The sequence below is a fragment of the Flavobacterium sp. genome (assembly GCF_965277525.1).
GTDB lineage: Bacteria > Bacteroidota > Bacteroidia > Flavobacteriales > Flavobacteriaceae > Flavobacterium.
On record NZ_CBDIDC010000005.1, the window covers coordinates 424540 to 449319 of the forward strand.

General features: G+C 34.3%; 19 protein-coding genes and 1 riboswitch. Of the genes, 5 read left to right on the forward strand and 14 right to left on the reverse strand.

What is annotated here, in order from left to right; all coding sequences use genetic code 11:
* The first annotated feature begins 249 nt into the window (after positions 1-249).
* Genes ACQY44_RS10170 through ACQY44_RS10180 form a run of 3 tightly spaced genes read left to right on the forward strand, consistent with a single transcriptional unit; the run spans position 250 to position 2545 of the window.
* Positions 250-951: a hypothetical protein gene (locus ACQY44_RS10170; protein WP_428230247.1), complete on the forward strand. Its 702-nt coding sequence runs from the start codon at positions 250-252 to the stop codon at positions 949-951.
* Positions 948-1730 (forward strand): hypothetical protein, encoded by a 783-nt coding sequence (locus ACQY44_RS10175; protein WP_428230248.1) that lies wholly within the window; start codon positions 948-950, stop codon positions 1728-1730. The genes ACQY44_RS10170 and ACQY44_RS10175 overlap by 4 nt, the downstream gene beginning before the upstream one ends.
* 35 nt (positions 1731-1765) lie before the next feature.
* Positions 1766-2545 carry a hypothetical protein gene (locus ACQY44_RS10180; protein WP_428230249.1) on the forward strand — a complete coding sequence of 260 codons (780 nt, stop codon included), beginning with the start codon at positions 1766-1768 and terminating at the stop codon, positions 2543-2545.
* 107 nt (positions 2546-2652) lie between these two features.
* On the opposite strand, the gene ACQY44_RS10185 is transcribed toward ACQY44_RS10180, so the two are convergent.
* Complete coding sequence (locus tag ACQY44_RS10185; protein ID WP_428230250.1) at positions 2653-3234, reverse strand: outer membrane beta-barrel protein; 582 nt, start codon at positions 3232-3234, stop codon at positions 2653-2655.
* A gap of 146 nt (positions 3235-3380) precedes the next feature.
* On the opposite strand from ACQY44_RS10185, the gene gldA reads away from it, so the two are divergent.
* Both gldA and ACQY44_RS10195 read left to right on the forward strand, forming a co-directional pair.
* The gene (gene gldA / locus ACQY44_RS10190; protein ID WP_428230251.1) at positions 3381-4277 is read left to right on the forward strand and encodes a gliding motility-associated ABC transporter ATP-binding subunit GldA; all 897 of its coding nucleotides are present in this window, start codon (positions 3381-3383) and stop codon (positions 4275-4277) included.
* A 492-nt stretch (positions 4278-4769) separates the two neighbouring features.
* Entirely contained in the window at positions 4770-6893 is a 2124-nt protein-coding gene (locus ACQY44_RS10195) for a TonB-dependent receptor domain-containing protein (RefSeq protein WP_428230252.1), read from the forward strand.
* 397 nt (positions 6894-7290) lie between these two features.
* Here ACQY44_RS10195 and ACQY44_RS10200 read toward each other — a convergent pair whose 3' ends face one another.
* The 13 genes from ACQY44_RS10200 to ACQY44_RS10260 form a co-directional block, all read right to left on the reverse strand.
* Positions 7291-8457, reverse strand: a complete 1167-nt coding sequence (locus ACQY44_RS10200; protein ID WP_428230253.1) for a PepSY-associated TM helix domain-containing protein — start codon at positions 8455-8457, stop codon at positions 7291-7293.
* 107 nt (positions 8458-8564) lie between these two features.
* Positions 8565-9809 carry a DUF4374 domain-containing protein gene (locus ACQY44_RS10205; protein ID WP_428230254.1) on the reverse strand — a complete coding sequence of 415 codons (1245 nt, stop codon included), beginning with the start codon at positions 9807-9809 and terminating at the stop codon, positions 8565-8567.
* Between the two features lie 35 nt (positions 9810-9844).
* Entirely contained in the window at positions 9845-12190 is a 2346-nt protein-coding gene (locus ACQY44_RS10210) for a TonB-dependent receptor (RefSeq protein WP_428230255.1), read from the reverse strand.
* Positions 12191-12485: 295 nt separating this feature from the next.
* Positions 12486-13895 (reverse strand): pyridoxal phosphate-dependent decarboxylase family protein, encoded by a 1410-nt coding sequence (locus ACQY44_RS10215; protein WP_428230256.1) that lies wholly within the window; start codon positions 13893-13895, stop codon positions 12486-12488.
* A gap of 121 nt (positions 13896-14016) precedes the next feature.
* A complete protein-coding gene (locus ACQY44_RS10220; RefSeq protein WP_428230257.1) occupies positions 14017-15240 on the reverse strand; it encodes a dicarboxylate/amino acid:cation symporter in 1224 nt (407 codons plus the stop codon).
* A gap of 329 nt (positions 15241-15569) precedes the next feature.
* Positions 15570-16226, reverse strand: a complete 657-nt coding sequence (locus tag ACQY44_RS10225; RefSeq protein WP_428230258.1) for a class I SAM-dependent methyltransferase — start codon at positions 16224-16226, stop codon at positions 15570-15572.
* A gap of 103 nt (positions 16227-16329) precedes the next feature.
* Positions 16330-17286 carry a methylenetetrahydrofolate reductase [NAD(P)H] gene (gene metF, locus ACQY44_RS10230; RefSeq protein ID WP_428230259.1) on the reverse strand — a complete coding sequence of 319 codons (957 nt, stop codon included), beginning with the start codon at positions 17284-17286 and terminating at the stop codon, positions 16330-16332.
* A gap of 81 nt (positions 17287-17367) precedes the next feature.
* Positions 17368-20043, reverse strand: a complete 2676-nt coding sequence (metH, locus tag ACQY44_RS10235) for a methionine synthase (protein ID WP_428230260.1) — start codon at positions 20041-20043, stop codon at positions 17368-17370.
* A 65-nt stretch (positions 20044-20108) separates the two neighbouring features.
* A complete protein-coding gene (locus ACQY44_RS10240) occupies positions 20109-20435 on the reverse strand; it encodes a hypothetical protein (RefSeq protein WP_428230261.1) in 327 nt (108 codons plus the stop codon).
* A gap of 131 nt (positions 20436-20566) precedes the next feature.
* Positions 20567-21571 carry a homocysteine S-methyltransferase family protein gene (locus ACQY44_RS10245; RefSeq protein ID WP_428230262.1) on the reverse strand — a complete coding sequence of 335 codons (1005 nt, stop codon included), beginning with the start codon at positions 21569-21571 and terminating at the stop codon, positions 20567-20569.
* Positions 21572-21921: 350 nt separating this feature from the next.
* Positions 21922-22035: riboswitch (SAM riboswitch) on the reverse strand.
* A gap of 268 nt (positions 22036-22303) precedes the next feature.
* Positions 22304-22663, reverse strand: a complete 360-nt coding sequence (locus tag ACQY44_RS10250; RefSeq protein WP_428230263.1) for a TfoX/Sxy family protein — start codon at positions 22661-22663, stop codon at positions 22304-22306.
* A gap of 290 nt (positions 22664-22953) precedes the next feature.
* Positions 22954-24006, reverse strand: coding sequence for an NAD(P)/FAD-dependent oxidoreductase (locus ACQY44_RS10255; protein ID WP_428230264.1), 1053 nt, complete (start codon positions 24004-24006; stop codon positions 22954-22956).
* Between the two features lie 98 nt (positions 24007-24104).
* Complete coding sequence (locus ACQY44_RS10260) at positions 24105-24686, reverse strand: precorrin-2 dehydrogenase/sirohydrochlorin ferrochelatase family protein (RefSeq protein ID WP_428230265.1); 582 nt, start codon at positions 24684-24686, stop codon at positions 24105-24107.
* Between the last annotated feature and the right edge of the window lie 94 nt (positions 24687-24780).

Below are 24780 nucleotides of genomic sequence, written 5' to 3' on the forward strand. Positions count from 1 at the left end.
AAGAGAAGTAATGACTTTATAATATAAACACTTTACAAAAGCTTGTTGCAGACGGGCAAAGACGAAATTGAATATTTAGAAAATTCACTAAACAAAAAATAGCCTTTCTAAAAGCATCAAAAAAGAGATCCACGGGTCTCTTTTTATTTTATACAAAATTATGTTAATCACTAAAACACGGTATTGCGGGTAAATTGTTTTGCATCTATTATTGTCAAAAACAAGTAATAACTTACAAAACAGTCGGCCATGTTTAGAAACTTTGACACATTTGATACTTTTAAGAAAGATGAAGATCTCGGGCAATATTCTTCCTATTCAGCTTATAACAGCGATTTATTACGTTTAGTTGATTTCTACGGACGAACTCCATTTGATTGGTACAGGAATAAAAAAACGGGAGAAATAATCTGGCTTGACGGACATGCTAAAATTGATCATTACTCTAATTTAGGACATACCTGGGGCAAAACATTTGCGAATGGTAGCAGATTATTATTAGACGGAGACACCAAACTAATAACTTATAACGGAGAAGTTATCCATAATTTTAGCAAAAAGAAATCATCATTTTTTAGTGGAGGAACTGCATTCTCTGACGGAGGAAATTTTCAAGACCCAAGCGCATTACACAGAGGCTCAAGGGATGTTACATGGATTGATTTTGGAGGTGCATTTGAAGCTCTTATTATTATATTGGGTTTTGAATTAAAAGGCAGTACTTCAAAAGAAAAAGGAACTAATGGAGGAAAACCAACAATGGAGAATAAAGCTGATGATGGAATTAATGCAGTTGATAATGGGGCAAATGCAATAAAGGCGATGAAAGAGTTAGAAAAGAGTAAAAAACTTAAAGAAGGTATAAAAAAAGTTCCAGATTCAATAAGGACAACATTCTATGCAATCGATGGAACAGAAATTAGAACAGAAATTAAAGCTAAAAGAAAATGAATAAAAATTATAAAACAATTTTGGCAGTAGTTGCTATTTTTAGCATTAGTTTAATTGGATTGTTTTTTTTGTTTAGAAATGAACAATCTAGTTTTATAAAAAAATATGATTCCAAGACAAAAGAGACAACAACCTTACAGTATATCCTAAAAGACGGTGATACTATTTTTCACGGTAAGTTTATTTGCTATAATGAAAAAGGACATAAAACATCTGAGGGTAATTTTGTAAATGGACATCTGCAAGGGAAATGTATCTATTATTTTGACAGTGGTATTATTGAATCTATATATTATTACAAAAATAGTGAAATTATAGAGCAAAATATCGACAATTTTCCATCAGGAAAAATAATGCGTTATACATTGTATGATGATTTAGGTATGTCGGCTTTCATCATTCGTTTTGATGAAAAAGGAAATGTAGAAAACTACAAAGGTTATCCTATAATGGAAGTTTATCAAGATAAAACAAAAACCAAAGAGCGATTTAAAATAAAAATCAATAAAAATCCAAAAACAGGAGATACATTACAGCATCAATATTTAATAGCCGATATCCCAAATGCCAAACGCAATTTTAAGATAGAAAATATAGGTGTAGATGATGCAAAAGCTAAACGCACATTCAAGAAAACTTCTCGAAGAGATATTGATGTAGAAGAAATATTAACAAAAAAAGGAATTAATACAATAAGAGCTGTTGTTAAATATGAATTTAATGATAACAAAAAAACGGTTATTAATGACACTGTTTCTTTTAAGGTCGAGGTTCATTAATCTAAAGGCTAAGATAAACTAAGTGATTTATAACAATGAATAGAAAATATAAAATAATATTATTATTAAGTATTATGGTAATTAGTTGGGTATTCATATTTTTTTCTTTTATGTATGGAAAAGTACATGTTTTAAAAAAATATAATGCAGAAACAAAAGAGACTACAATATTTGAATATATAATCGAAGATGGAGATACTATTTTACATGGTGAATTTACACGTTATAATAAAGTAGGTAAAAAAATAACTGAAGGTAATTTTACTAATGGAGAAATTAGTGGTGAAAATATTTATTACTTTGAAACTGGTATTATAAAATCAATATACTATTATAAACGCAATAAAATTCCTGAGGAAAATATAGACAATTTTCCATCAGGAAAAATAATGAGTTATACATTGTATGATGATTTAGGTATGTCGGCTTTTATAATTCGTTTTGATGAAAAAGGAAATGTAAAAAATCACGAAGGTTATCCACTATTAGAAATTTATCAATCTAAAATCGCAAACAAAGAAAAATTTAAAACCAAAACAAATCAATATCTAAAAGTAGGAGATACGTTAAAACAGCAATATTTAATAGCGTATATCCCAAATGCTAAACGTAGCGTTCACATAGAAAATATAGATGCAGATGATGCAAAAGCTAAAGGAACATTAAAAAAAACGTCTCAAACACGTATTGATGTAGAAGAAATATTAATAAATAAAGGAATTAATAGAATAAGAGCTGTTGTTAAATATGAATTTAATGATAAAGAAAAAACAGTTATTAATGATATGATTTTTTTTGAAGTAAAAGTGAATTAAGCAAGAATCAAATAAAACAGTTTTTACTAGAGCTAGTTCAAGAATAAAAACAAAAAAAGCACTCGCCGCGGCGAATGCTTTTTCGAAATTGAATATATAATTTAAGATTAGAAGTTTTTAGAAACTCCAATGTTAAATGTTTGTCCAAAATTGAAGTAGAATTTACTGTAATCAGCACCGTTATTATCATAACTAAGTGTTTCGTATCCTAAACCACCAATACTAAAGTTTAAACCAAAACCTTTTTTCATGTTGATGAAAAGAGCTGGAGTTACACCTACATACATACCATCTGCTTTAGATTTTGAGTAAGCATTTCCAGGACCGTATACTTTAGATTTTGCATTTTGAAATCCTGCACCCATATCAGCAAAAATAGAAAAGGTTTGGCTCAATGGCACTGAATAACGAACAAATGCTCCTATTTTGAAGTTATTGTCCTTTATTTCTCTGGTTCCGTTGTCATCATTAGATGAAGCTACTGTAAATTCACCCCCAACAGTCCAGTTGTCATTAAACTGGTAACCCACTTTAGGAGAAAAACTGAAAGTATTTGTTTTTGCCTCACCAAATTGATATTCTGATTTTTCAGAAGAGAAACCAATGTTTCCACCAACTAAGATTGTTCCTTTTTGTGCATTTGCAAAGCTAAACATAGCTAAAGCCAGAATAAGTAAAATTTTTTTCATTATAAATTATTTTTTTTAATTACTTTCCTTTTAACAATAACGGTGCCGTGACTGCTGGCTTTTAAGTTTTTTTTATGATTTCTTTAAAAGATAAAAATTTAGCAATGAAGACTATTTCTGTTTACTTTTGTACCAAATAAAAAGTCATGTCGATAGAAGTAAACAACATATCAAAAAGTTACGGAACTCAGAAAGCATTAAATTCAATTTCGTTCTCGATTCAAAAAGGAGAAATTGTTGGATTTCTTGGTCCAAACGGAGCAGGAAAATCTACCTTGATGAAAATTTTGACTACTTATTTACTTGCAGATGGCGGCTCGGCCCTTGTAAATGGTCATGATGTCATGACGGATACAAAGGCAGTTCAAAGTTCTATTGGCTATTTACCGGAGCATAATCCGTTGTATCTGGACTTGTATGTTCGTGAGTATTTGGCTTTTAATGCCGATGTCTATAAAGTGCCAAAATCAAGAATTGAAGAAGTAATTCAACTGACAGGACTGACACCGGAAAGTCATAAAAAGATTGGACAATTGTCTAAAGGATACCGCCAGCGTGTGGGACTTGCGAATGCTTTATTGCATAATCCGGATGTCTTAATCCTGGATGAACCTACTACTGGACTGGACCCGAATCAGTTGATGGAAATTCGTAATGTAATTAAAAATGTAGGCAAAGATAAAACGGTTTTTTTATCTACTCATATTATGCAGGAAGTTGAAGCGATTTGCGATCGTGTCATTATTATTGACAAAGGACAAATTGTAGCCGATAAAAAATTAGATCACTTAGTATCCGAAAATAAAGAACAGGTAATCGAAGTAGAATTTGATTATCAGATCGAAGAGCAACTTTTGGCAAGACTCGAAAATATTACTTCCTATAGAAATATCCATGACATGACCTGGGAGCTAACTTTTGTTGCTGAAAAAGATATGCGTCCTTCTATTTTTGATTTCGCCAATGCAAATGGCTTAAAAACATTACAACTCAATCAAAAAAATAAAAATCTCGAAGCTGTTTTCAGAGAAATTACCAAGTAGGTTTTCAGTCTCAGTTTACATAAAAAGCCAATTCTTTATCTTTTGAAGAATTGGCTTTTTATTGCTATAATATACCTTCTTTTCTTTCTTATTGACAAACAGTAAAGCCTTATTTTTACTGGACTTTTTTCAAAAATCTCCTTTTATTTCAAAATCTCATCTTTTTCTCAAAATTGTGAATATCTAACTATCAGATTGTTATCTTTTTGAATGCAAATTTTAACTATTTTTATTTAGACTTGATATAAATAGTGTTATATTTGAAGACTGAAACTTCAAATACCACTTACATGTTCTCTGCACTCAGTCTTATCAAAATCAACTTTTCTAAGCTATTTACCGGCCTTTTGCATCTTCGAAAAACACTTTCTGACAAACTGGAACAAATGGTTTTAAAGTAGCAATTCTGTTAAAAACCATTAAGATCATATTGCTTCTTTCAAATTAAAAAATCACATTACTCCTTACTCCAAAAATAAAATCCAGAATATCATGAAGAATATTATAACATCTCTTATGCTCGCATTTTCAGTCTACGGATACTCGCAGACTGAAAAAGAAACCGATAGTATTGTCGAAACTTCTATCAATGCATTAGACGAGATTGTAATTACAAAAAAGAAAGTTTTATATACTCAAAAGTCAGACAGATTGGTTTTTAACGTAGAAAATAGTATTGTATCTGAAGGCGGAACTGCATTAGATGTTTTATCCCGTGCGCCTGGTGTTGTAGTGTCTCAGGATGGCGAATTATCGATTCGTGGACAACAAGGTGTTGGCGTAATGATAAACGGTAAATTAACCCAGCTTTCGCAAAAAGAACTGGCGAATTATTTAAAATCGACAACCTCATCGAATATCAAACAAATCGAAGTAATTACGAATCCTTCTTCTAAATATGACGCAACGGGAAAAGCCGGAATAATCAATATCATATTAAAAAAACCCAATGCCGGCGGACTTAAAGGAACTGTATTCACAAATTATGGACGAGGCCGAAAAAACAGAACCAACTCTGGTGTAAACCTAAGTTACAATAAGGATAAATTTGGTGTTTACGGAAACTACAGCTACACTTTTAGAGGCGAGGAAGAACGCAAAGAATTCGACCAAAATCAATATACTGATGCAAACAGTCAAACAATCTTAACAAAAAATCATCAGACCTCAACTACGGACGAGCCTCTGACTTCTAACAATTTTAAAATAGGGACAACTTATGAAGTTTCTCCTAAAACTAATCTAGAAGTTTATGTTGATGCAAAATTAGGACGTTACGAAAACATGGCGAATGGTAGAAACACCTTGCTTAATGCATTAGATCAGGTACAATTTGATGCTTCGACTTATAATGACAGTAAAGAGCGATGGGATGATTATACTTATGCATTTTCAGGCGTTCATAAATTTAATACCGAAGGAAAAAATATGTCTTTTGATTTTGAGTATGAAACTTCAAAATTCAGATCGCATCAGTTTCAGAGTACAAAGAATATAGATCTTCTAAGCTCATCTAACATAAATGACCGAAGAGGTTTTATTCCGTCTCAATTGAAAGTTTTTACCGGAAAGGTTGATTTTACCAATCCGCTTAAAGAAAAGCAATCTATCGAATGGGGATTTAAATCCAGCGTAAAAAACAATGATAATCCATCGGTTTATGAATACTATGACAACAACCACTGGAACGTTGACCTTAATTCGACCAATCATTTTGAATATAATGAACAAATTTATGCGGCTTATGCCAACTATAAATACCAAATGGAAAAGTTCAATATTCAGGCTGGTTTACGTTCTGAATATACGGCGATAAATATTTTACAAAAAACCCTGAATGAAGAGCATAAAGACGATTATCTAAAATGGTTTCCGAGTGTTTCTATGAAATATGAATTGAGCAGCAATCATTCGCTGCATGCTTCTTACAGTAAAAGAATCAACAGACCAAGCCAGTTCGATCTGAACCCGTTTCGCTTTTATGATGATTCGTTTAACTACTCACAGGGAAATCCAAATTTAGTTCCTGAAATCACGCATTCTACAGAAATTGGTTATGCCTGGAAAAGTAATTTTATGGCATCCTTATACTTTAGTAAAACCAAAGATGTTTTTACTGAAGTTTATGTTTACAATCCAGATAATAATACCACTGTTACGTCGCAAATTAATGTCGACAAATCATATAATTACGGAGCAAATATTACCAATACAGCCGAAATTTATAAATGGTGGTCTGTAAATACACTTTTCAATATCTTCGAAAATAAGTTTATGGGCAATGTTGTGAATACAGATAAAATCGATCCTATCATCACCCTGAACCTAAGCGTACAAAACTCTTTTACTATTACAGAAAGCTGGAAGGCTGAAGCTAATGCACAATATCAATCAAAATCGAATCTTGGTATTTATCAAAGAGATGCTTTCTTTGATTTTAGCATCGGAATTTCGAAACAAGTATTGGCTAAAAAAGGAAATATCAAACTTAACGTTACGGACATTTTTAATACCAATAATTTCCACATCAATTCGGCTATCGCACAAACGAGTATCAATAAAAGATATGATCTTGATAATCGCATTGCGACAATAGCCTTTACCTATAGAATCTAATATTTTGAATCTTTAGTTTCCCTTGTTTTTGTTTTTTTTTTGATGGAATAGAGCCTGTTGTAGTTAGCAGGCTCTTTCTGTTTTTAATGCATGGGCACACGGATATTAATGAAGATAAGCCGAGGATGACACGGATTTAAATGGGTTTACGCTGGTTTTTATTTTATTCTACTGTCAATAATGTCAGACTGAGACGAAGTCGAAGTCCCGTATGCTGAATCACTTTGCGGGACTTCGACTTCGCCTCAGCCTGATAACAGAAATCATTCAAATGAACAATTCGTTTTAGATCGATACTTGCCTCTATTTCTTAAACAAAAAAGTCTTTTGAAGAATGTTACTTCTCACAAAAGACTTTTAAACTAACGAACAATAAACAAGTAAAACAGAGCCCAAATTAAGCTTTAGGCTTCTGTTTTTTCTTTCTTCCCCACCAGATATAAAATCCGGTAATGGGCAAACTGGCGCAAATTAAACTAGCCGTGAAGTAAATAATCTTGGTAGGCCATCCTCCTATCGCGCCAATATGAAGGCTATAATTAGATCGCATTAACCAATCTGAAAAACGTTCGTTACTGATATATTTTTGAGATTTTGAAAGTAATTCCAATGTTTTGGGATCAAAATATAAATCTCTCCAAACCCCTTTATTCATATCGGTACACGCATAAATATCTTCTTTAGGATCATCCGGAAAATGAATAATAACAGCTTCTTTATTTTCCTTAGCAATTTCTTTTCGCACTTTTTTCCAAATAAAATCGGCAGCGGCCAATTTTTCTAATTGTTGTTGGGATAACGTGTCTTTTTGAGCTAAAACAGCTTGTTCTTTTGTATTCTTTTCATCTGCCCATCCTCCACTAATCCAATACGTACTTTCTCTTAACCAATGAAAACTCATTAGCAATCCTGTAAATGCAATAAGAATCGCCAGGATCATAACATAAAAGCCCATTACATTATGCAAATCATAATTCAGGCGTTTGAACTTTGCATTCCATTTTATTTTAAAGCTACTATTTCTGGTAGTTTTATTCCATTTTTTCGGAAACCAAAGTACCAGTCCGCTAATCAATAAAAAGAAGAAGACAACTGTTGCCCAGGCTGTTATTTGTGATCCTATACTCCTCTCGAGCCAAAGATTGCGATGCCCTTCATCCATAAAATGAAAGAAATCCTCATGATGCACTATACCGGTAATTTTACCATTATACGGATTTACATAAATCAACGAATCCGATTCGATATCGACCTTAATTGATTTATCTAAACCATTATACCAGACGCCATGAATTTCTTTATTAGGTAATGCCTTGTGAACAGCAGCGTAGATTTTTGAAGGCGGCAATAATTGATCCGGGCTTTGGGCTTCAACACTTAAATAGGGCGATGTCAGGACTTTGATCTCTTGTTCGAAAACCAAAATACAGCCGGTAATTCCCATAATGACCACGATTATTCCCGAAGCTAACCCTAGCCATAAATGCAACCAGGCATTAATTTTACTAAAACGATATTTTCCTTTGTTAGGTGGTTTATTGGTACGGTTTTTAAAAATATTCATTGTAATTGTAATTTTAAAAGTAAGGCTTTTATACAGCAACAAAAATTAAAAAAAATGGCCTGAGCATTACCAAAATAATACCTCAAGCCATTTAAAAATGTATTTAATTAGAAAGTCAGTTTACCAATTGCCGGCAAATAAAGACCTTCTTTGATCAGTGCTCCAGCTTTTGCTGCACCGGTTGCGATATCTATTTGATAAACACGGGCTTCTTTACCCGTTACAAAACTTTTGTATGCTTTTCCGTTTTCTACATACATACTTCCTAACCCAAAAAATTCATCCCCACCATGATCAGGTAAATCAGTAACTGGTATAATAGTCTTCGCAGCTAAGTCAAGAATTGCCGATTTAAAGATTGTTTTTGCACTTAGGAAATTGTAATAAGTATCTTTAGAATCAACAGAATTAGGAATATAAGAGATAAAAACTTTTTCTCCTCCTAACGGATATGCTGCTAAAACTTTTCCTTTCAGGCTACTTGATTCAATATCAAAAAAGTAACCCGGATCAAACTTAGCGTCTCCTTTTTTGATACGCAAAACTCCCGAAGAAACAGAAGTTGGCGGATAACCTCCTGCATTCGCATTAGAGGAGAACGTATAGATGTCTCCTGACTCCGTCTGAACAATTCCTGTATTGGTATAGTAAAGTCCAATTGCATTTGTTCTGGCATCTTTTATGGTAGTTACATATTCTAAAGAAGGATATTTGTATACTCTTACAATAGCATCAGATGATAATATTTTATTTGTACCATCACTAACATCTTTGATATATACCGGAACAAAAAGTTTATCTCCTGAAACTGCAGCTCCTGTTGGCCAGTATAATACTTTTTTATTATCCGGAGATACTACAAAATCATTAAACTTACGAGCATCAATAGAGATTGTATTTGGATTGTAAATCATCAATTCATAATCAGACGAACTACCATCCCAGGTTGCTCCAATATTGATCATTTTTTTATCATCTGTATAACCAACAGCATAAGAGGATTCAAAAGCAAGTTTACCTCCCTGCACCAATTTTCCTGCATTATTAAGATGAAATGAAACCGATCCTTCATCTTCCGTACTTAAGGCAAAAAAAGTATTATTTGCAGGAAAACAACTTCCACCCTGCTCAATTCCTACTCCTTTTGCACTAATTTCTCCAGTCATTAACTTATCAATAGAATTAAAATCTAAGATATACTGAGTGTAATCGTCTAACCAATAAGAAGCAACATATTTAGAATTCGTTGTAGTTGGCTCCTCTTTTGTTGCAGCATCGTCACTACTGCATGAGAAAGTAGATAGCGACAGTATTGTCAATGCAAAGCATTTTTGAAATTTGTTAGTAAACATGATTATATGTATTAAGGGTTATTATTAAAATTAAATTACTGAAGAAAATATCTGAACTTAACAGAGAAGGCACGTCCCGGTTTTTGAACTTTAAAGTAATCGTAGACTTTTACATCGGTAATATTTCTGCATTCGAAAGCCAGATTGTATTTCCCGTTTAGGAAAGAATAGGAAACCATCGCATTTTCAGTAAATTGTTCCGGAATTGCTCGCTTGGTTTCTAACGAACCTAATACCGGCCAGGTGAGGTAAAAGGCATCTATGTAATTGGCACTCAAATTCAGAGAAAGCCTGTCGTCTTTGTATTTGATGTTTTTAAAATTAAAAGTCAAATCTGCATTTCCGTAGAAGATTGGAACGTTTGGTAACTGTGCGTCATAAAGCGCATCAGGACTATTCGTCCCTATTTTATATTTATTTTTGTTCAGACTCTTTTGATACGTACCATTTACTTCAAAAGTTATTAAATCTTTGTATCCATATCTTAAAACTCCATCGATACCTGTAATTTGTACGTTTTGAAGATTTTCGTAAACCGTTCTGTCTCCGTCTTGTCTTTCTCTGATAAAATCTTTTGCTTCTCTATAAATTAGACTCGTTTCGGCACTAAACTGATTCTTGTTTTTTTGATTCAGAAAAGCCAAACCTAAATTAGCATTGTCACTACTTTCCGGTTTTAGTCCTATATTACTGTTTACGGTTAATCCATCTCCCAGCATTTCTATAGCCGAAGGCAGACGATAAGCATGCTCATAAGAACCTTTAATCTGAAATTTATCTGATAAATGGTAAGCCGCAGTAGATCCATAACCATAATTTGTCGATGAAGTAGATTGCGTTACATTATTAGCAATCATTTCAGTAGCTAAATCAAACATTTTTCCAAAAGCCGTAATCGCTAACCGATTGTCTAAACCACTAAAATTGTAACTTAATCCTAAAATATTTTTATTAATGGTTGGCTCTCCAAGGTCAACTATAGTTAAATATTCATTCGTTGCTTTACGCTTATACCCCAAATAAGAATAATTTACTGCCACGGAATGCTGATCACTTAACTGGTATTTTAAATTTGTATTGACTTGTGCATTTTCTTCATCATAGATGTACATTGTTTTATTTCCCAATTCACCTTTGTCATTCGCTCCTGCAAATTGTCTGTAGACATAATTTCCTGTCCAGTCATAAACTCTTGAAGAAGTATCTATAGAACGACTGTTTACTAAAGCATAAGTCGAATTAATATTTACGGATAATCCTTTCGTAAAAAGGTTGTCTTTTTTATATTTTAAAGAAGTAATAAAACTGTCACTATCTGTAAAAGCCTGTCCAACGACTTTTTGCATTGTTCTTCCTTGCTGAATTTCTTTTTTGTTACCCGCGACAGCAAAACCAACAAGTAAATAATCCGCAAAACTTCTGTTTTTAAATCCTGCTTCTGCCATTATAGTTCCTGACTTATAAGCATCGTGAAAGTGTTTGTATTTTTGTTCCGGTAAAAACTTCGATGTGTTTTTATCTACAATACTTACATCTACTTTATAATCATTGTCTGAGTAATTGGCAAATGCATTAATGTTGGCAATAAATCCGTCACGCCCAGAAAATCTTGTATTAATCGCTGCCCTATGTGTATTAAAAGAGCCGTAACTATAAGAAGCATCAATGTAGCGATTCACATTTTTATTCGTTACAATATTCACTGCACCCCCTAAGGCATCTGCTCCTAATTCTATAGGAACAACCCCTTTGTAAACATCGATTCTTTCGGCCATGTTTACCGGAATATTATTTAGTGTAAGTGCTGATCCGTAACTATCCATTGGTACTCCGTCCAGAAAAAATTTAACCTGATTACCGGAGAATCCATTCAATGAAAAATTGAAAGCAGATCCTAATCCTCCATATTCACGAATACGAACTCCTGTCGTTTTATTTAGAACCTGGTTTAAATCGGCTGAGGTATTGTAGATTTTTTTAAGATCTACCGAAGTAATATTATATGCTTGTTCGCGTACTCTTTGAACTTTAGATTTTCCTGTAATAGCAACTTCATTTAACGCTGCCATATCTTCTTCCATTGTAATATTCTGAGTAGGTTTTCCGCCTTGTTTCAAAAAAACAGCTGTTTCAGTTGTTCTAAAGCCCACATGGGAAACCAATAAAGTATAGTTTCCTGTCTCTGCACTAATTTTATATTCTCCTTTGCTATTTGTTAGTGTAGCATATGTAGTTCCTTTTAATGCGACCGAAACGCCTTCAGCAGGTTTACCCAGATTTGTTACAACAATTCCCGTTAAGCTTACTTTGTTTTTTTGTGAGTACCCTTGAAGTGTAGTAAAGAGAATCGTGATCAAGAGTAGTAATCTACTTGTTTGCATCATTTAAATTTTTGATTTGAAAATTAAATTTGCAACAAAATTAAGCTCTGTGAAGAGTTTTTCCAAACTATTTTTAATTATTCTAAATAAGAATAGTAATTAACTTTTTAACAGAGAAATCAATAACAAAAAACCTTATCCTTAATAAATAATTAAGTTTAACTTAATATTTACTTAAAAGTCACCATCGAAAAAGTTAAAATTAAAAGCATCATTCTTTCAAAAAGAAAAATAGAAACGCATAAAAAAGCCCGCTTACAATATAAGCGGGCTTTTTTATGCGTTTCTAAAAAGACTATATTTCCAAATCCAAAATAGTCTCTTTAAGTTCTTCGATTATTATTCTGATGTCATTTTCTGTTGTGCGCCAGTTTACAAATGAAGCCCTGATTCCTTTACGGTTTTGATATACAGTTGGTGTCATAAATACTTTTTCTTTATCATTTAAACGGGTCAAAAACTGGCTTACATTTTCCTGATTATGATTTCCTTTTAAGGTAAAACAAACATTATTAAGGCGAATGGGCGCCAAAAGTTCAAAATTATCATCTTCAATTAATGCATTGGCAAAATGTAATGCTAAAGAAGTACTGTTCTCTACAATATCCTGAAAACCTTCTTTCCCGTAAGCTACTAAAGAGAACCAAACCGGTAAAGCACGTAAACGACGTGAATTTTCCGGTAATACATTTAAGTAATTAAAATTCTCTAACGGATTTCCTAAATAGGGTGCATTCGAATTCTGAAAAGTTTCTGTTTGAAGATTTACGTGTTTTTCTTTCATCAGATAAAAAGCACTTTCATAAGGCACATTGAGCCATTTATGACAATCAATTGTGATACTATCAGCATTTTCCCAACCTTCAACAAGATGTTTAAACTTTTCAGAAACAGCAGCAAAACCGCCAAAAGCAGCATCAATATGCCACCAGAAATTGTATTTCTCTTTTAGTTTTGAAATAGCTATAAAATCATCAAAATCAGCTGTATTAACTGTTCCGGCACTCGAAATTAAAATAAAAGGCTTTCCGTTTAAATTTTGAATATTCTTTTCCAGATCATCTATATCAATTGCTTCACGATTGCCTTCAATGGTTTTAAGCGTGGTGTAATTATTACTTCCAATTCCCAACATTGATAATGTCTTTATCGAAGAAGAATGTGGTGTAGCGGTCAGGATATTTATGGTTTCAGATATTCCGTTCTTCGCAAAATCTTTTCCTGATTGAGCTCCAAACCATTGTCTTGCCACTCCTAAACACGTAAAATTTGACATTGTTGCACCTGTTACGAAGCCACCTAAAAATGATTTTGGCAAATCTAATAATTGTAATAACAAATTGATGGTTTCAAATTCTATTAAAGCCGAAACTCCTCCCTGTGCTTTTATCGCTTGTGTATTTTGATCATAAACTGATGCTAACCAATCTCCTACAATTGAAGCCGGAGTTGAGCCACCAGTTACAAAACCCAAATATCGTGGTCCGGGCGAAGCCACCATCAATGGTGCCAATCGTTCGTTAAATTCTTTTAAAGCGGCTAATGATCCTAATCCCTCTTCATTTAAATCTCGCGTTGGATCAATTGTATTTTTAGTTGAAGTTGGAACATTGTCGAGATTATTCAAAAAATCAATTCCTTGTTGTTTGGCCTGATTAAGTATGTTTTCGAGATCACTCAGATCGTGTTGAAGTACTGAATTCATTTTAAAATTTTATATGCCTAATCAATGCGATCGTGAAAATAGCCCACAGATCTTACAAATTAAGCGGATTGAACACTGATTTTAATTTAAAGTTAATTGAATATGCTTTTCTAAAACTGTTTTACCATTTGGTTTTTTCAGAAAACCGCGAGACCATCATAGAGGAAATCACATCTCCGTTGGCATTTAGCAAAGTCGCGATTGGGTCAACGAGAGTTCCCAGAATCATCGCTACCGGTAAGGCTTGTTCCATGGGTAAGCCGTAAACGGTAATGGCCAAAACTTCTCCTATATAACCTCCGTTTGGGATTCCGCCTTCGACAATCGAAACAATTATCGTAATTCCCAATGCTAAGAGTATGGTTGATGGTGCCGTAAAATCCTTACCAAACATGGCAAAAAGAAATGTTATTTTTAAGATGGATGACATACTCGAACCGTCTTTGTGCAAAGGTGCTCCCAACGGAATAACCAAATTGCGGACGTGTTTGGGAATACCCATTTTTTCTGCTGCGTCAAGGTTTGCCGGAATAGTTGCAATACTGCTGCAGGTTCCTATCGCTGTTAATGAAGGTGTTATATTGTTACTCCAGAAAACTACAAAAGCTCTTTTTCCTCCGGCCAATAAAGCATACAAACTAAAAAATACAAAAAAGTAAAAGATACAGGCTACATAATACACACCTAAGGGCTTGGCATAAACTCCAAATAATTGCGGTCCGTAATAACTAACCTGATAGGCAAAATAAGCACCTAAACCTATTGGCGCCAATTTCATAATCATAGTCAACAACTGTTTCATGACTTCGTTTCCTGAGTCCAGAAAACTTTTAAAAGCATTTCCTTTTTCTCCTGATTGCAAAGTCGCAAATCCTATTAAAAATGAAAATATAATAAGCGCCAACATACTTTTTCGGGATAACAATTCATAAAAATCATTCGTCGTCAGTAATTGCGCAATTTGATCACCAACACTTCCGGATTGAATGTGCTCCAGTGGAAGTTTAGTAATTATAATGTTTTCGTGAATGGGAAAAAGATAAACAGCTATAATCATTACAATTGCCGAAATTAAAAGCGTCCCTAAGAAAACTGCTATCATAATGATAAATAGTCTTCCTAACTTTTCTGTTTTTTCCAGATTAGCAATTGAAGAGGTAATAGTAAAAAAGACCAACGGAATAATCGCTGTAAAAAGTAAATTCAGAAATATATCACCAACTGGTTTTATAACCGCTACTTTTTCCTTAAAAACCAAACCGAAAATGCTTCCAATTATAATTCCTCCCAGAAGTAATAAAACACTGCTGTAACTTTTTAGAAAATTGATTTTTTTAACCTCCATAATTTAGTCGTATTACAATTTGGGAATAGAAACGTAAAATAAAAATCAATTAAAGTACTCAAAAAAAGAGTGCTGAAATTATTTTTTTTTATGCCACTGATTAAAAGGATCTCAAATGATTTTTTAATGTATGCGAATCAAATGTGCCATTAGGCACTAAATGTTGCTAGCAATTAAATTCGATATGGGTTGGCGTGCCTTAGGTACGCAACAAAACGGTAAATATTGCGTACCTACGGCACGCTAAATTTATTTTAATTCATGATTTTCTATCAAAATTTTGTACCGTTAGGAACAAAATAAACACTTTAATCTCTTGTTTTATATAATCAAGATTTTTCTAAAACCAAAGTTGTAAAAGCCCTGTCCACCAATTCACCGGTTTTGCTTTTTACTTTTTCTGTCAATGTTTCTTTGTTGATGATTTTGAACGGTGACTTTTCAATTAGCTTCTCAGCTTTTTCTGTACTATAAAGTTCGAATTCGAATTGAGTAAAAGGAAGCTGTTTCATAAAACTTTCTTCAGCAAAAGTGATGCACAAAATTCCTTTTGGCTGTAAAACCCTGTAAATTTCCGAAAGCAATTTTTCAGGTTCCTGCCAGAAATAAATGGTATTTACCGTAAATACTTTATTGAATAAATGATCCTCAAACGGAATTATGTTTCCGTCATAAAGTGAAAAGAAAGCTTGTTTTTGAGAAACGTAATTTCTATTGATCTGTCGCGCTTCCTGAAACATTAATTCAGACATTTCGAGTCCGTAATATTTAATATTTTCTGCTTGTTCGAAGATAAATGCTACATGTCCCGCATTTCCGTGACCTAATTCGAGAATTATATCTCCTGATGCTATATGTAGATTTTGAACCGAATGGCGCGTCATGTTGATGTTGGTTGCATTCATCATGTTTCCCATTTCGATTCCTTTTTCTCCCGTTGGATGTTTCAACTGAGAAGCTATTGCTTGTAATTCTTCTTGTTTCATAATGGTTACAATTAAAATCCAAATTTAAAAATCCAAATTCCAAACTAGCGATATCTTTGTCAAAGTTTAAAACTTTGACAAAGATTACAAAAAGTACTTTATATTAAAAAAGATGGCTCGCAATCTGGCGAATATTCTCTGATTTTCCCATTGAATAATAGTGTAAGACAGGAACTCCGGCCGCTTTTAATTCTAATGATTGCTGAATGGCCCACTCGATACCTACTTGTCTGATTTCAGCATTATTCTTGCATTGGTCTACGGCATGAATTAAATCTTCGGGTAAATCGATACGGAAAATTTGAGGTAAAACCTGTAAATGTCTCTGTACCGCAATAGGTTTAATTCCCGGAATAATCGGAATTGTGATGCCCATTTCTCTGGCTTTTTCTACAAACGCAAAATATTTTGAGTTGTCGAAAAACATCTGTGTTACCACATAATCAGCTCCGGCATCTACTTTTTCTTTCAGTCTTTTTAAGTCTGATTGCAACGATGGCGATTCTAAATGTTTCTCCGGATAACCAGCGACACCAATACAAAAATTGGCTCTGTTATCAGCATCCATTACCTCATGAAGGTATTTTCCCTGATTTAGTAAACTAATTTGTTTCACCAAATCAATTGCATAATCATTTCCTCCTGCTTTTGGCATGAAATATTGTTCGTCTTTCATGGCATCACCACGTAAAGCCATCACATTGTCGATTCCAAGGTAATTACAATCTACTAATAAATATTCTGTTTCTTCTTTGGTAAATCCTCCGCAAAGTACGTGAGGAACCGTATCTACATTGTATTTATGTTTTATAGAAGCGCAAATTCCAAGCGTTCCCGGACGCATACGAGTTAGTTTTTTGTCTAAAAGTCCGTTGCCTTTATCAATATAAATGTACTCCTCGCGAGAAGTCGTTACATCAATAAACGGTGGTTTAAACTCCATCAACGGATCAATATTATCGTATAATTCCTGAATGCTTTTCCCCTTTTGAGGCGGAATAATTTCAAATGAGAATAATGTTTTTCCTTTGGCGTTTTCTATATGTTCTGTTACTTTCATTTTAAGTCTTAAAGTTTGAATGTCGAAAGTCGAAAGTCATGTCCTTTGAGACTTTATGACTTTTGACTTTATGACTATATTTTAGTCTGCTATATTAGGGTTTAACCATTTCGATGCATATTCGGTAGAGACATTGCGTCGTTTGGCGTAATCAACCACCTGATCTTCTTTTATTTTTCCGAGTCCGAAGTATTTACTTTTTGGATTTCCGAAGTAATATCCTGACACCGAAGAGGCCGGCCACATCGCCATACTTTCCGTTAAGGTTACTCCAATTTCATCGGCTACATTCAAGAGTTTCCAAATTGTTGGTTTCTCTAAGTGATCCGGACAAGCCGGATATCCCGGAGCAGGACGAATTCCTTTGTAATTTTCTTCGATCAGATCCTCTGTCGAAAGTGATTCCTGAGGATCATAACCCCAGAATTCCTGACGTACTTTTTCGTGCAAATATTCGGCGAAAGCCTCAGCAAAACGATCGGCTAATGCTTTTACCATAATAGAATTATAATCGTCAAGGTCTTTTTCAAATTCGGCTGCCCATTCATCTACACCAAAACCTGTTGTGACACAAAAAGCTCCCATATAATCTGTAATACCTGAATCTTTTGGTAAAATAAAATCAGATAAAGCGATGTTTGGCGCTCCTTTTGTTTTTTGTGATTGCTGACGAAGCGTTAAGAATTTCTCCAACACTTTTCCGTTTTCATCACGCAATTCGATATCATCATCATCGATTTGGTTGGCAGGGAAGATTCCGTAGATTCCTTTTGCCGTTAGTTTTTTCTCTGCTAAAATCACTGTCAGCATTTCCTGAGCATCTGCAAAAACTGAAGTTGCCTGTTCTCCCACAACCTCATCCGTTAAAATCGCCGGATATTTTCCGAACAATTCCCAAGTCCTGAAAAATGGTGTCCAGTCGATATACGGAACCAAAACATCAAGATCTACTTCGATGATTTGTTTGCCAATTACCTTTGGTTTAGTCGGCGTATATTCGTCCCAATCCAATTGTAATTTATTTTTACGCGCTTGCTCAATCGTCAGGAAGTTTTTATCTCTCGAACGATTCAAAAACGTTTCTCTAAACGCATCATATTCAGCACGAATATCGCTTGCATATATTTTACGGTTATGATCTAATAAATTTCCTGCCACGGTCACGGCTCTTGAAGCATCGTTTACGTGAATTACAGTTTCTCTATATTGCGGAGCGATTTTCACGGCAGTATGTGCTCGCGAAGTGGTTGCTCCACCAATCATAATCGGTATTTTAATTCCTTGTTTGTCTAATTCTTTTGCCAAATACACCATTTCGTCAAGCGAAGGCGTGATCAGTCCGCTTAGACCAATAATGTCAACATTATGTTCTATGGCTGCGGCAATAATTTTTTCCGGAGGCACCATTACACCAAGATCTACAATCTCATAGTTATTACAAGCCAAAACTACCGAAACAATATTTTTACCAATATCATGAACGTCTCCTTTTACGGTAGCCATCAATATTTTTCCGTTTCCCTGCTTGTCGCCGGCCTGTTTGCTGGCTTCAATGTAGGGCAACAGATACGCAACTGCTTTTTTCATTACACGTGCCGATTTTACTACCTGAGGCAAGAACATTTTTCCGGTTCCAAATAAATCTCCTACAACGTTCATTCCTGTCATCAAATTAATTTCGATAACTTCAATAGGTTTTGTTGCTGCCAAACGAGCCTCCTCTACATCTTCTTCAATAAAAGCATCAACTCCTTTTACTAATGAATGCGTTATACGTTCCTGAACCGTACCTAAACGCCATTCCTGAATCGCTTTTTCATCACTTTTTACTTCGCCTTTTACGTTTTCAGCAAAATCCAAAAGTCTTTCCGTTGCATCATCACGTCGGTCAAGAATTACATCTTCAACATGTTCTAATAAATCTTTTGGGATATCATCATAAATCGAAAGCATTTCCGGATTTACGATTCCCATTGTCATTCCGTTCTTGATCGCGTGGTATAAAAACACCGAGTGCATCGCTTCACGAACGTGATCATTCCCTCTAAAAGAGAACGAAACGTTACTTACACCACCACTAATATGTGCGTGTGGCAAGTTTTCCCGAACCCATTTTGTGCCTCTAAAAAAGTCCAAAGCATTCAGGCGATGTTCTTCCATTCCGGTTGCAACGGGGAAAATATTCAAATCGAAAATAATATCCTGTGGTGGAAAACCAACTTTGTTAACCAAAATATCATACGAACGCTGACAAATCTCCACTCTTCGGTCAAAATTATCGGCCTGACCTACTTCGTCAAAAGCCATGATAATAGCCGCAGCTCCGTATCGTTTGATTAATTTGGCGTGGTGAATAAAGGCTTCTTCTCCTTCTTTCAAAGAGATTGAGTTTACAACGCTTTTTCCTTGTACTACTTTTAGACCTGCTTCAATGATTTCCCATTTCGAACTGTCGATCATAATCGGCACTCTCGAAATATCCGGTTCAGATGCAATTAAATTCAAAAATTTAGTCATTGCCTGAACACCATCAAGCATTCCCTCATCCATATTAATATCGATGATCTGTGCTCCTCCTTCTACTTGTTGTCTTGCAATATCAAGTGCCTCGTCATACTTCTCTTCCTTGATCAGGCGAAGGAATTTTCTTGAGCCTGTTACATTCGTACGTTCCCCGATGTTTACAAAAACACTGGTTGGCGTAATAATCAACGGTTCTAATCCTGCTAATACAAGGTCTCTTCTATTTTCTGCCATTTCTTTTTTCAATTTTCAACGGAATAAATTCCGCTGCTACAATATGTTCCGTTCCTCTGGAACTTTTATTTCCACTTTAATTTTTCTAAATATTTACCCGTTACACCATCATCATATTCATAATATTTAGTTTTTGTAAAACCAGCTTTAACTAATGCTGTAGAATCAGGTTTTAACTCCTTTTCTAAAAAAACTTCATTTTCTTCAGGTTTGTTTAAATCATATTTTACTTTGTAAAACTTATTTATTTCTTTATATAGATTACTATTACGAGATCTATTCCCAATCCTTCCTAATATTTTTCTATCTGTATAAAAATAATATCTTAAAACTTTGTATTTTCCTGAACCTTCGTTTATAGTTACTAATGCAATTGTTTCTCCTTTGAACAATTTTCTATAATCATCTCGTTGATTACTAGTATATATTTGATATATTATTAAGCCAATTACCGCAAAGAAGAAAATCGTCTGCCAATTCGTTTTACTTTACGTCTTTTTATCATTTTTGCTTTCAAGACTTTTTATTCAAATACCGGCGCCACACGTGGCTTATAATCTTTCGCAACTTCAGCAATTAATCTGATGTGATCCGGAGTTGTTCCGCAACAACCACCTATTATATTAATTAAATTATCATCTAAATATTCTTTGATGAATGCTTGGGTTTGTTCCGGTGTTTCATCATATTGTCCGAATGCGTTTGGTAATCCTGCATTTGGATGTGCCGAAACATTAAAACTCGTATGTTGTGCTAATGTTTTTAAATATGGTTTCAACAAATCGGCTCCAAGAGCGCAATTGAATCCTACGCTCAATAACGGAATATGCGAAACTGAAATCAAAAATGCTTCAACCGTTTGTCCGGAAAGTGTTCTTCCTGAAGCATCGGTAATTGTTCCTGAAACCATAATTGGGATATCGATGTTACGTTCGTCTTTTACTTCTTCAATAGCAAAAAGTGCTGCTTTTGCATTTAAAGTATCAAAGATGGTTTCTACCAAAAGTAAATCGCAACCGCCATCCATTAACGCCTCAACTTGTTGTTTGTAAGCAATTCGCAAATCATCAAATGTTACGGCTCTGTAACCCGGATCGTTTACATCTGGTGACATACTTGCCGTTCGGTTTGTTGGACCAATTGAACCGGCTACGAAACGCGGTTTATCTGGATTTTTGGCTGTAAATTCATCAGCTACTTCTCTTGCAAGCTTTGCCGATTCGTAATTTAATTCGTAAACCAAATCTTCCAGGAAATAATCAGCCATACCAATTGTGGTTCCTGAAAAAGTGTTGGTTTCTACGATGTCTGCACCCGCTTCAAAATAAGCGGCGTGGACATCGCGAATGGCTTGTGGTTGTGTTATGGATAGTAAATCGTTGTTTCCTTTTAAGGGATGCGGAAAATCTTTGAAACGCTCTCCACGAAAATCTTCTTCGGAGAAATTATAGCACTGCAACATCGTTCCCATTGCCCCGTCAAGGATTAGGATATTTTTTTTGATTGCTTCCTGAATTGTTATTGCCATGACTTATTTGTCTTTTAGCCACTAAGACGCTAAGGCGTTAAGATGCTAAGTTTTTTTAATTATAATTTCTAACGTTTATTAAACCTGACGGGTTTAAAAAAAACCCGTCAGGTTTATCACGAAATTTTGATTCACATTAATTCCAAAAATTCACTATTCATGGCTCATTAGCCCCGATTGAAGTGGAAATCCTTTTGCTTTGTTCTTTAAAAAGCAAAAGATTGCAACGAAAAGCGGGAACGATTGACAGCAAAAATGCGCCAATGATTCGCTCATGATACCAAAATGAATTCGGTAAAATTATATTGTAAGTTGTCAGGAAGAGTTTTGAGAAATACTTTTATGTATTTGTGTTATCTATCTTTGATACTAAGAATAGTATAAAGTAGAATGTAGCACCTTCTTTATGATAAAGGGTTGCTAAGGTTTCATTGGGTCTTTCCCTCCGCCTTTCGTGATAACTTTCAGTAATTTTAAGAACAGTGCAAAGTAAAGACATAACCTGAACAATTGCAAGTGTTTTTTTAAGTTTCTGAGATTCTAAGCTGCTAAGGCTCTAAGTCTAAAACTATTTACTGATTCTCTTATATTAAAAGCTCCGGAGGAGCGATATATTATTGCCACAATATCAATATGTCACCCCGATGGGGTTCTTGCAACTAGATGTTCTGAATGCTATAAATATTTCATCCCGCTGGGATTACAAATATTATGAATAATTATTCTTTTTAATTATTTCTTCTTACTTGCTTTTGCAATGGGATTAAATGTTAAGCAAAGCTCTAACCAAAATGCCAGATCCTTACTTTTTTGCCAGCCGCTTTCTGTGACAAAGATGTAGTTTTTCATTGGTCTTTCTGCATTTGGCATTGGTAGTATATCATCTCTTTCTATTGCAGTCTCATAAGCTTTATCATCGATTCTGCAGAGAAGAAGATTTTCGCCAATTTGTTTGTCTAGCCGAGTTCCGCAACATAATTTGTTATCGACCATAAATACAAGACCGCCAAACATTTTCTTTTCAAAAAAATCAGCTTCTTTATGTTGGAGAAAGGTTCGGATTCTTTGTGCGTTGTCTTCGTCGAATGCCATTTTTTTTGTTTATAAAATAAAGATAGAAATAAAAGAGCTCCAGCGGAGCGTAATATTTATAGCCAATAATTATTTTTCAACCAAAGCTCCAGCGGAGCGATATGTAATTATTGTAATTAATATGTCACCCCGATGGGGTTTCCGTCCAACAAATATCGGTAATTCTATAAATATAACATCTCTCTGGGATTTACATGCTTTACTAAAAAAGCCCAAACCGTAAATGGTTTGGGCTTACTATATAAAAATCTTAGTGCCTTAGAAACTTAGCTTCTTAGCAACTTTAAGAATTAAACTATCGCTTTCACAACCGCTTTTGGAGCTTCTTTACGAGTTCCGTCGAAACCGTCTACACCAGAAACTGTGGTATATTTAAGGACGTATTTTTTACCCGGATTGATGATTTGGTAAGCTGCCTGGCACATCAAGGTTGCTTCGTGGAATCCGCAAAGGATTAATTTTAATTTTCCTGGGTATGTATTAACGTCTCCGATGGCGAAGATTCCCGGAATATTGGTTTGATAATCTAATGCGTTGTTTACTTTAATAGCATTTTTCTCGATATCTAATCCCCAATCTGCGATTGGACCTAATTTTGGTGTTAATCCGAAAAGTGGAATAAAATAATCTGTTTCGATTTTACGGTGTGCTCCGTTTTCCTCGATATCTAAAGATTCCACATGCTCAGCACCGTTGATTCCAATTACTTCTGCAGGAGTAATTAGTTTAATTTTTCCGGCTGTTTTTAATTCCTGTACTTTTTCTACTGAATCAAGAGCTCCTCTAAATTCGTTTCTACGGTGAATTAAAGTTACTTCTGAAGCTACATTTGCCAAGAAAATACTCCAGTCTAATGCTGAATCTCCTCCTCCGGCAATTACAACTCTTTTGTCTCTAAATTTCTCCGGATTTTTGATGAAGTATTTTACTCCTTTATCTTCATAAAAGTCGATATCTTCTATAAGTGGTTTGCGTGGCTCAAAACTTCCTAAACCTCCGGCGATAGCAATTACCGGTGCATGAAATTTAGTTCCTTTATTTGATGTTACAATAAAACTTCCGTCTTCTTGTTTTTCGATTGTTTCAGCGCGTTCTCCTAATGTATAACCTGGTTCAAATTGCTTAATTTGTTCTTGTAAGTTATCAATTAAATCTCCTGCTAAAACTTCCGGGAAACCAGGAATATCATAAATAGGTTTTTTAGGGTACAATTCTGAAAGTTGTCCTCCTGCTTGTGGCAAAGCATCTAAAATATGACATTTTAATTTTAATAATCCTGCCTCGAAAACGGCAAATAAACCTGTAGGTCCTGCTCCAATTATAAGTATATCTGTTTTAATCATTATGGTATTTGTTTATAATCATTCTTAATAAGAACAAAGAAACGAATAATTTATTCGACTGCCAATGATTTTTATCATTGATTTCTTTGTGAAATTTTTTACTCTTTATTTTTTAATGAAGCAGTAATCTCGTTCATTTTCTTAACCTTGTCTTCAAAATTGCCTTTCAATGTTTTCCTGTATTCATTAAGGTTTTCGACCATTTGATTGATATCTTCCGGAATTACTTCCTCAAAAAACTCCCGCAGCCTTTTGGCGGTTGTTGGTGATTTTCCGTTGGTCGAAATGGCAATTTTCACATTTCCTTTCGTTACAATTCCGCCTAAATAATAATCACATAAATCCGGCGTATCGGCAATATTGCATATCAAATAACGCTTTCGGGATAAATCGTATACTTTTTTATTGACTTTTAAATCATCGGTACAAGCAATAACCAGGTGGCGCTTTTTGAGCATTTTCTTTTTGAACTTCGATTTTGTTAATGTAATCGAAGGGTGTTTCTCGGCTAAAACCTTTATTTCTAAATGAAAATTTGGTGCTACAACCTCAACATTTGCGTTGGGACTCGACTTTAGTAAAAAAGAGAGCTTTTCTAGCCCAACATTTCCTCCTCCAACAATTAAAACATTCAGATTGTGAAGTTTTAAGAATATTGGATATAATTCATTCTGTTCCATTTTATTTTATTTTCATCCAATCAAAATTAGATGATTTTTCATTACCAATATATAGTTCCTACGGAACAATCTCTTTGGCAACATCGGGTTAAAA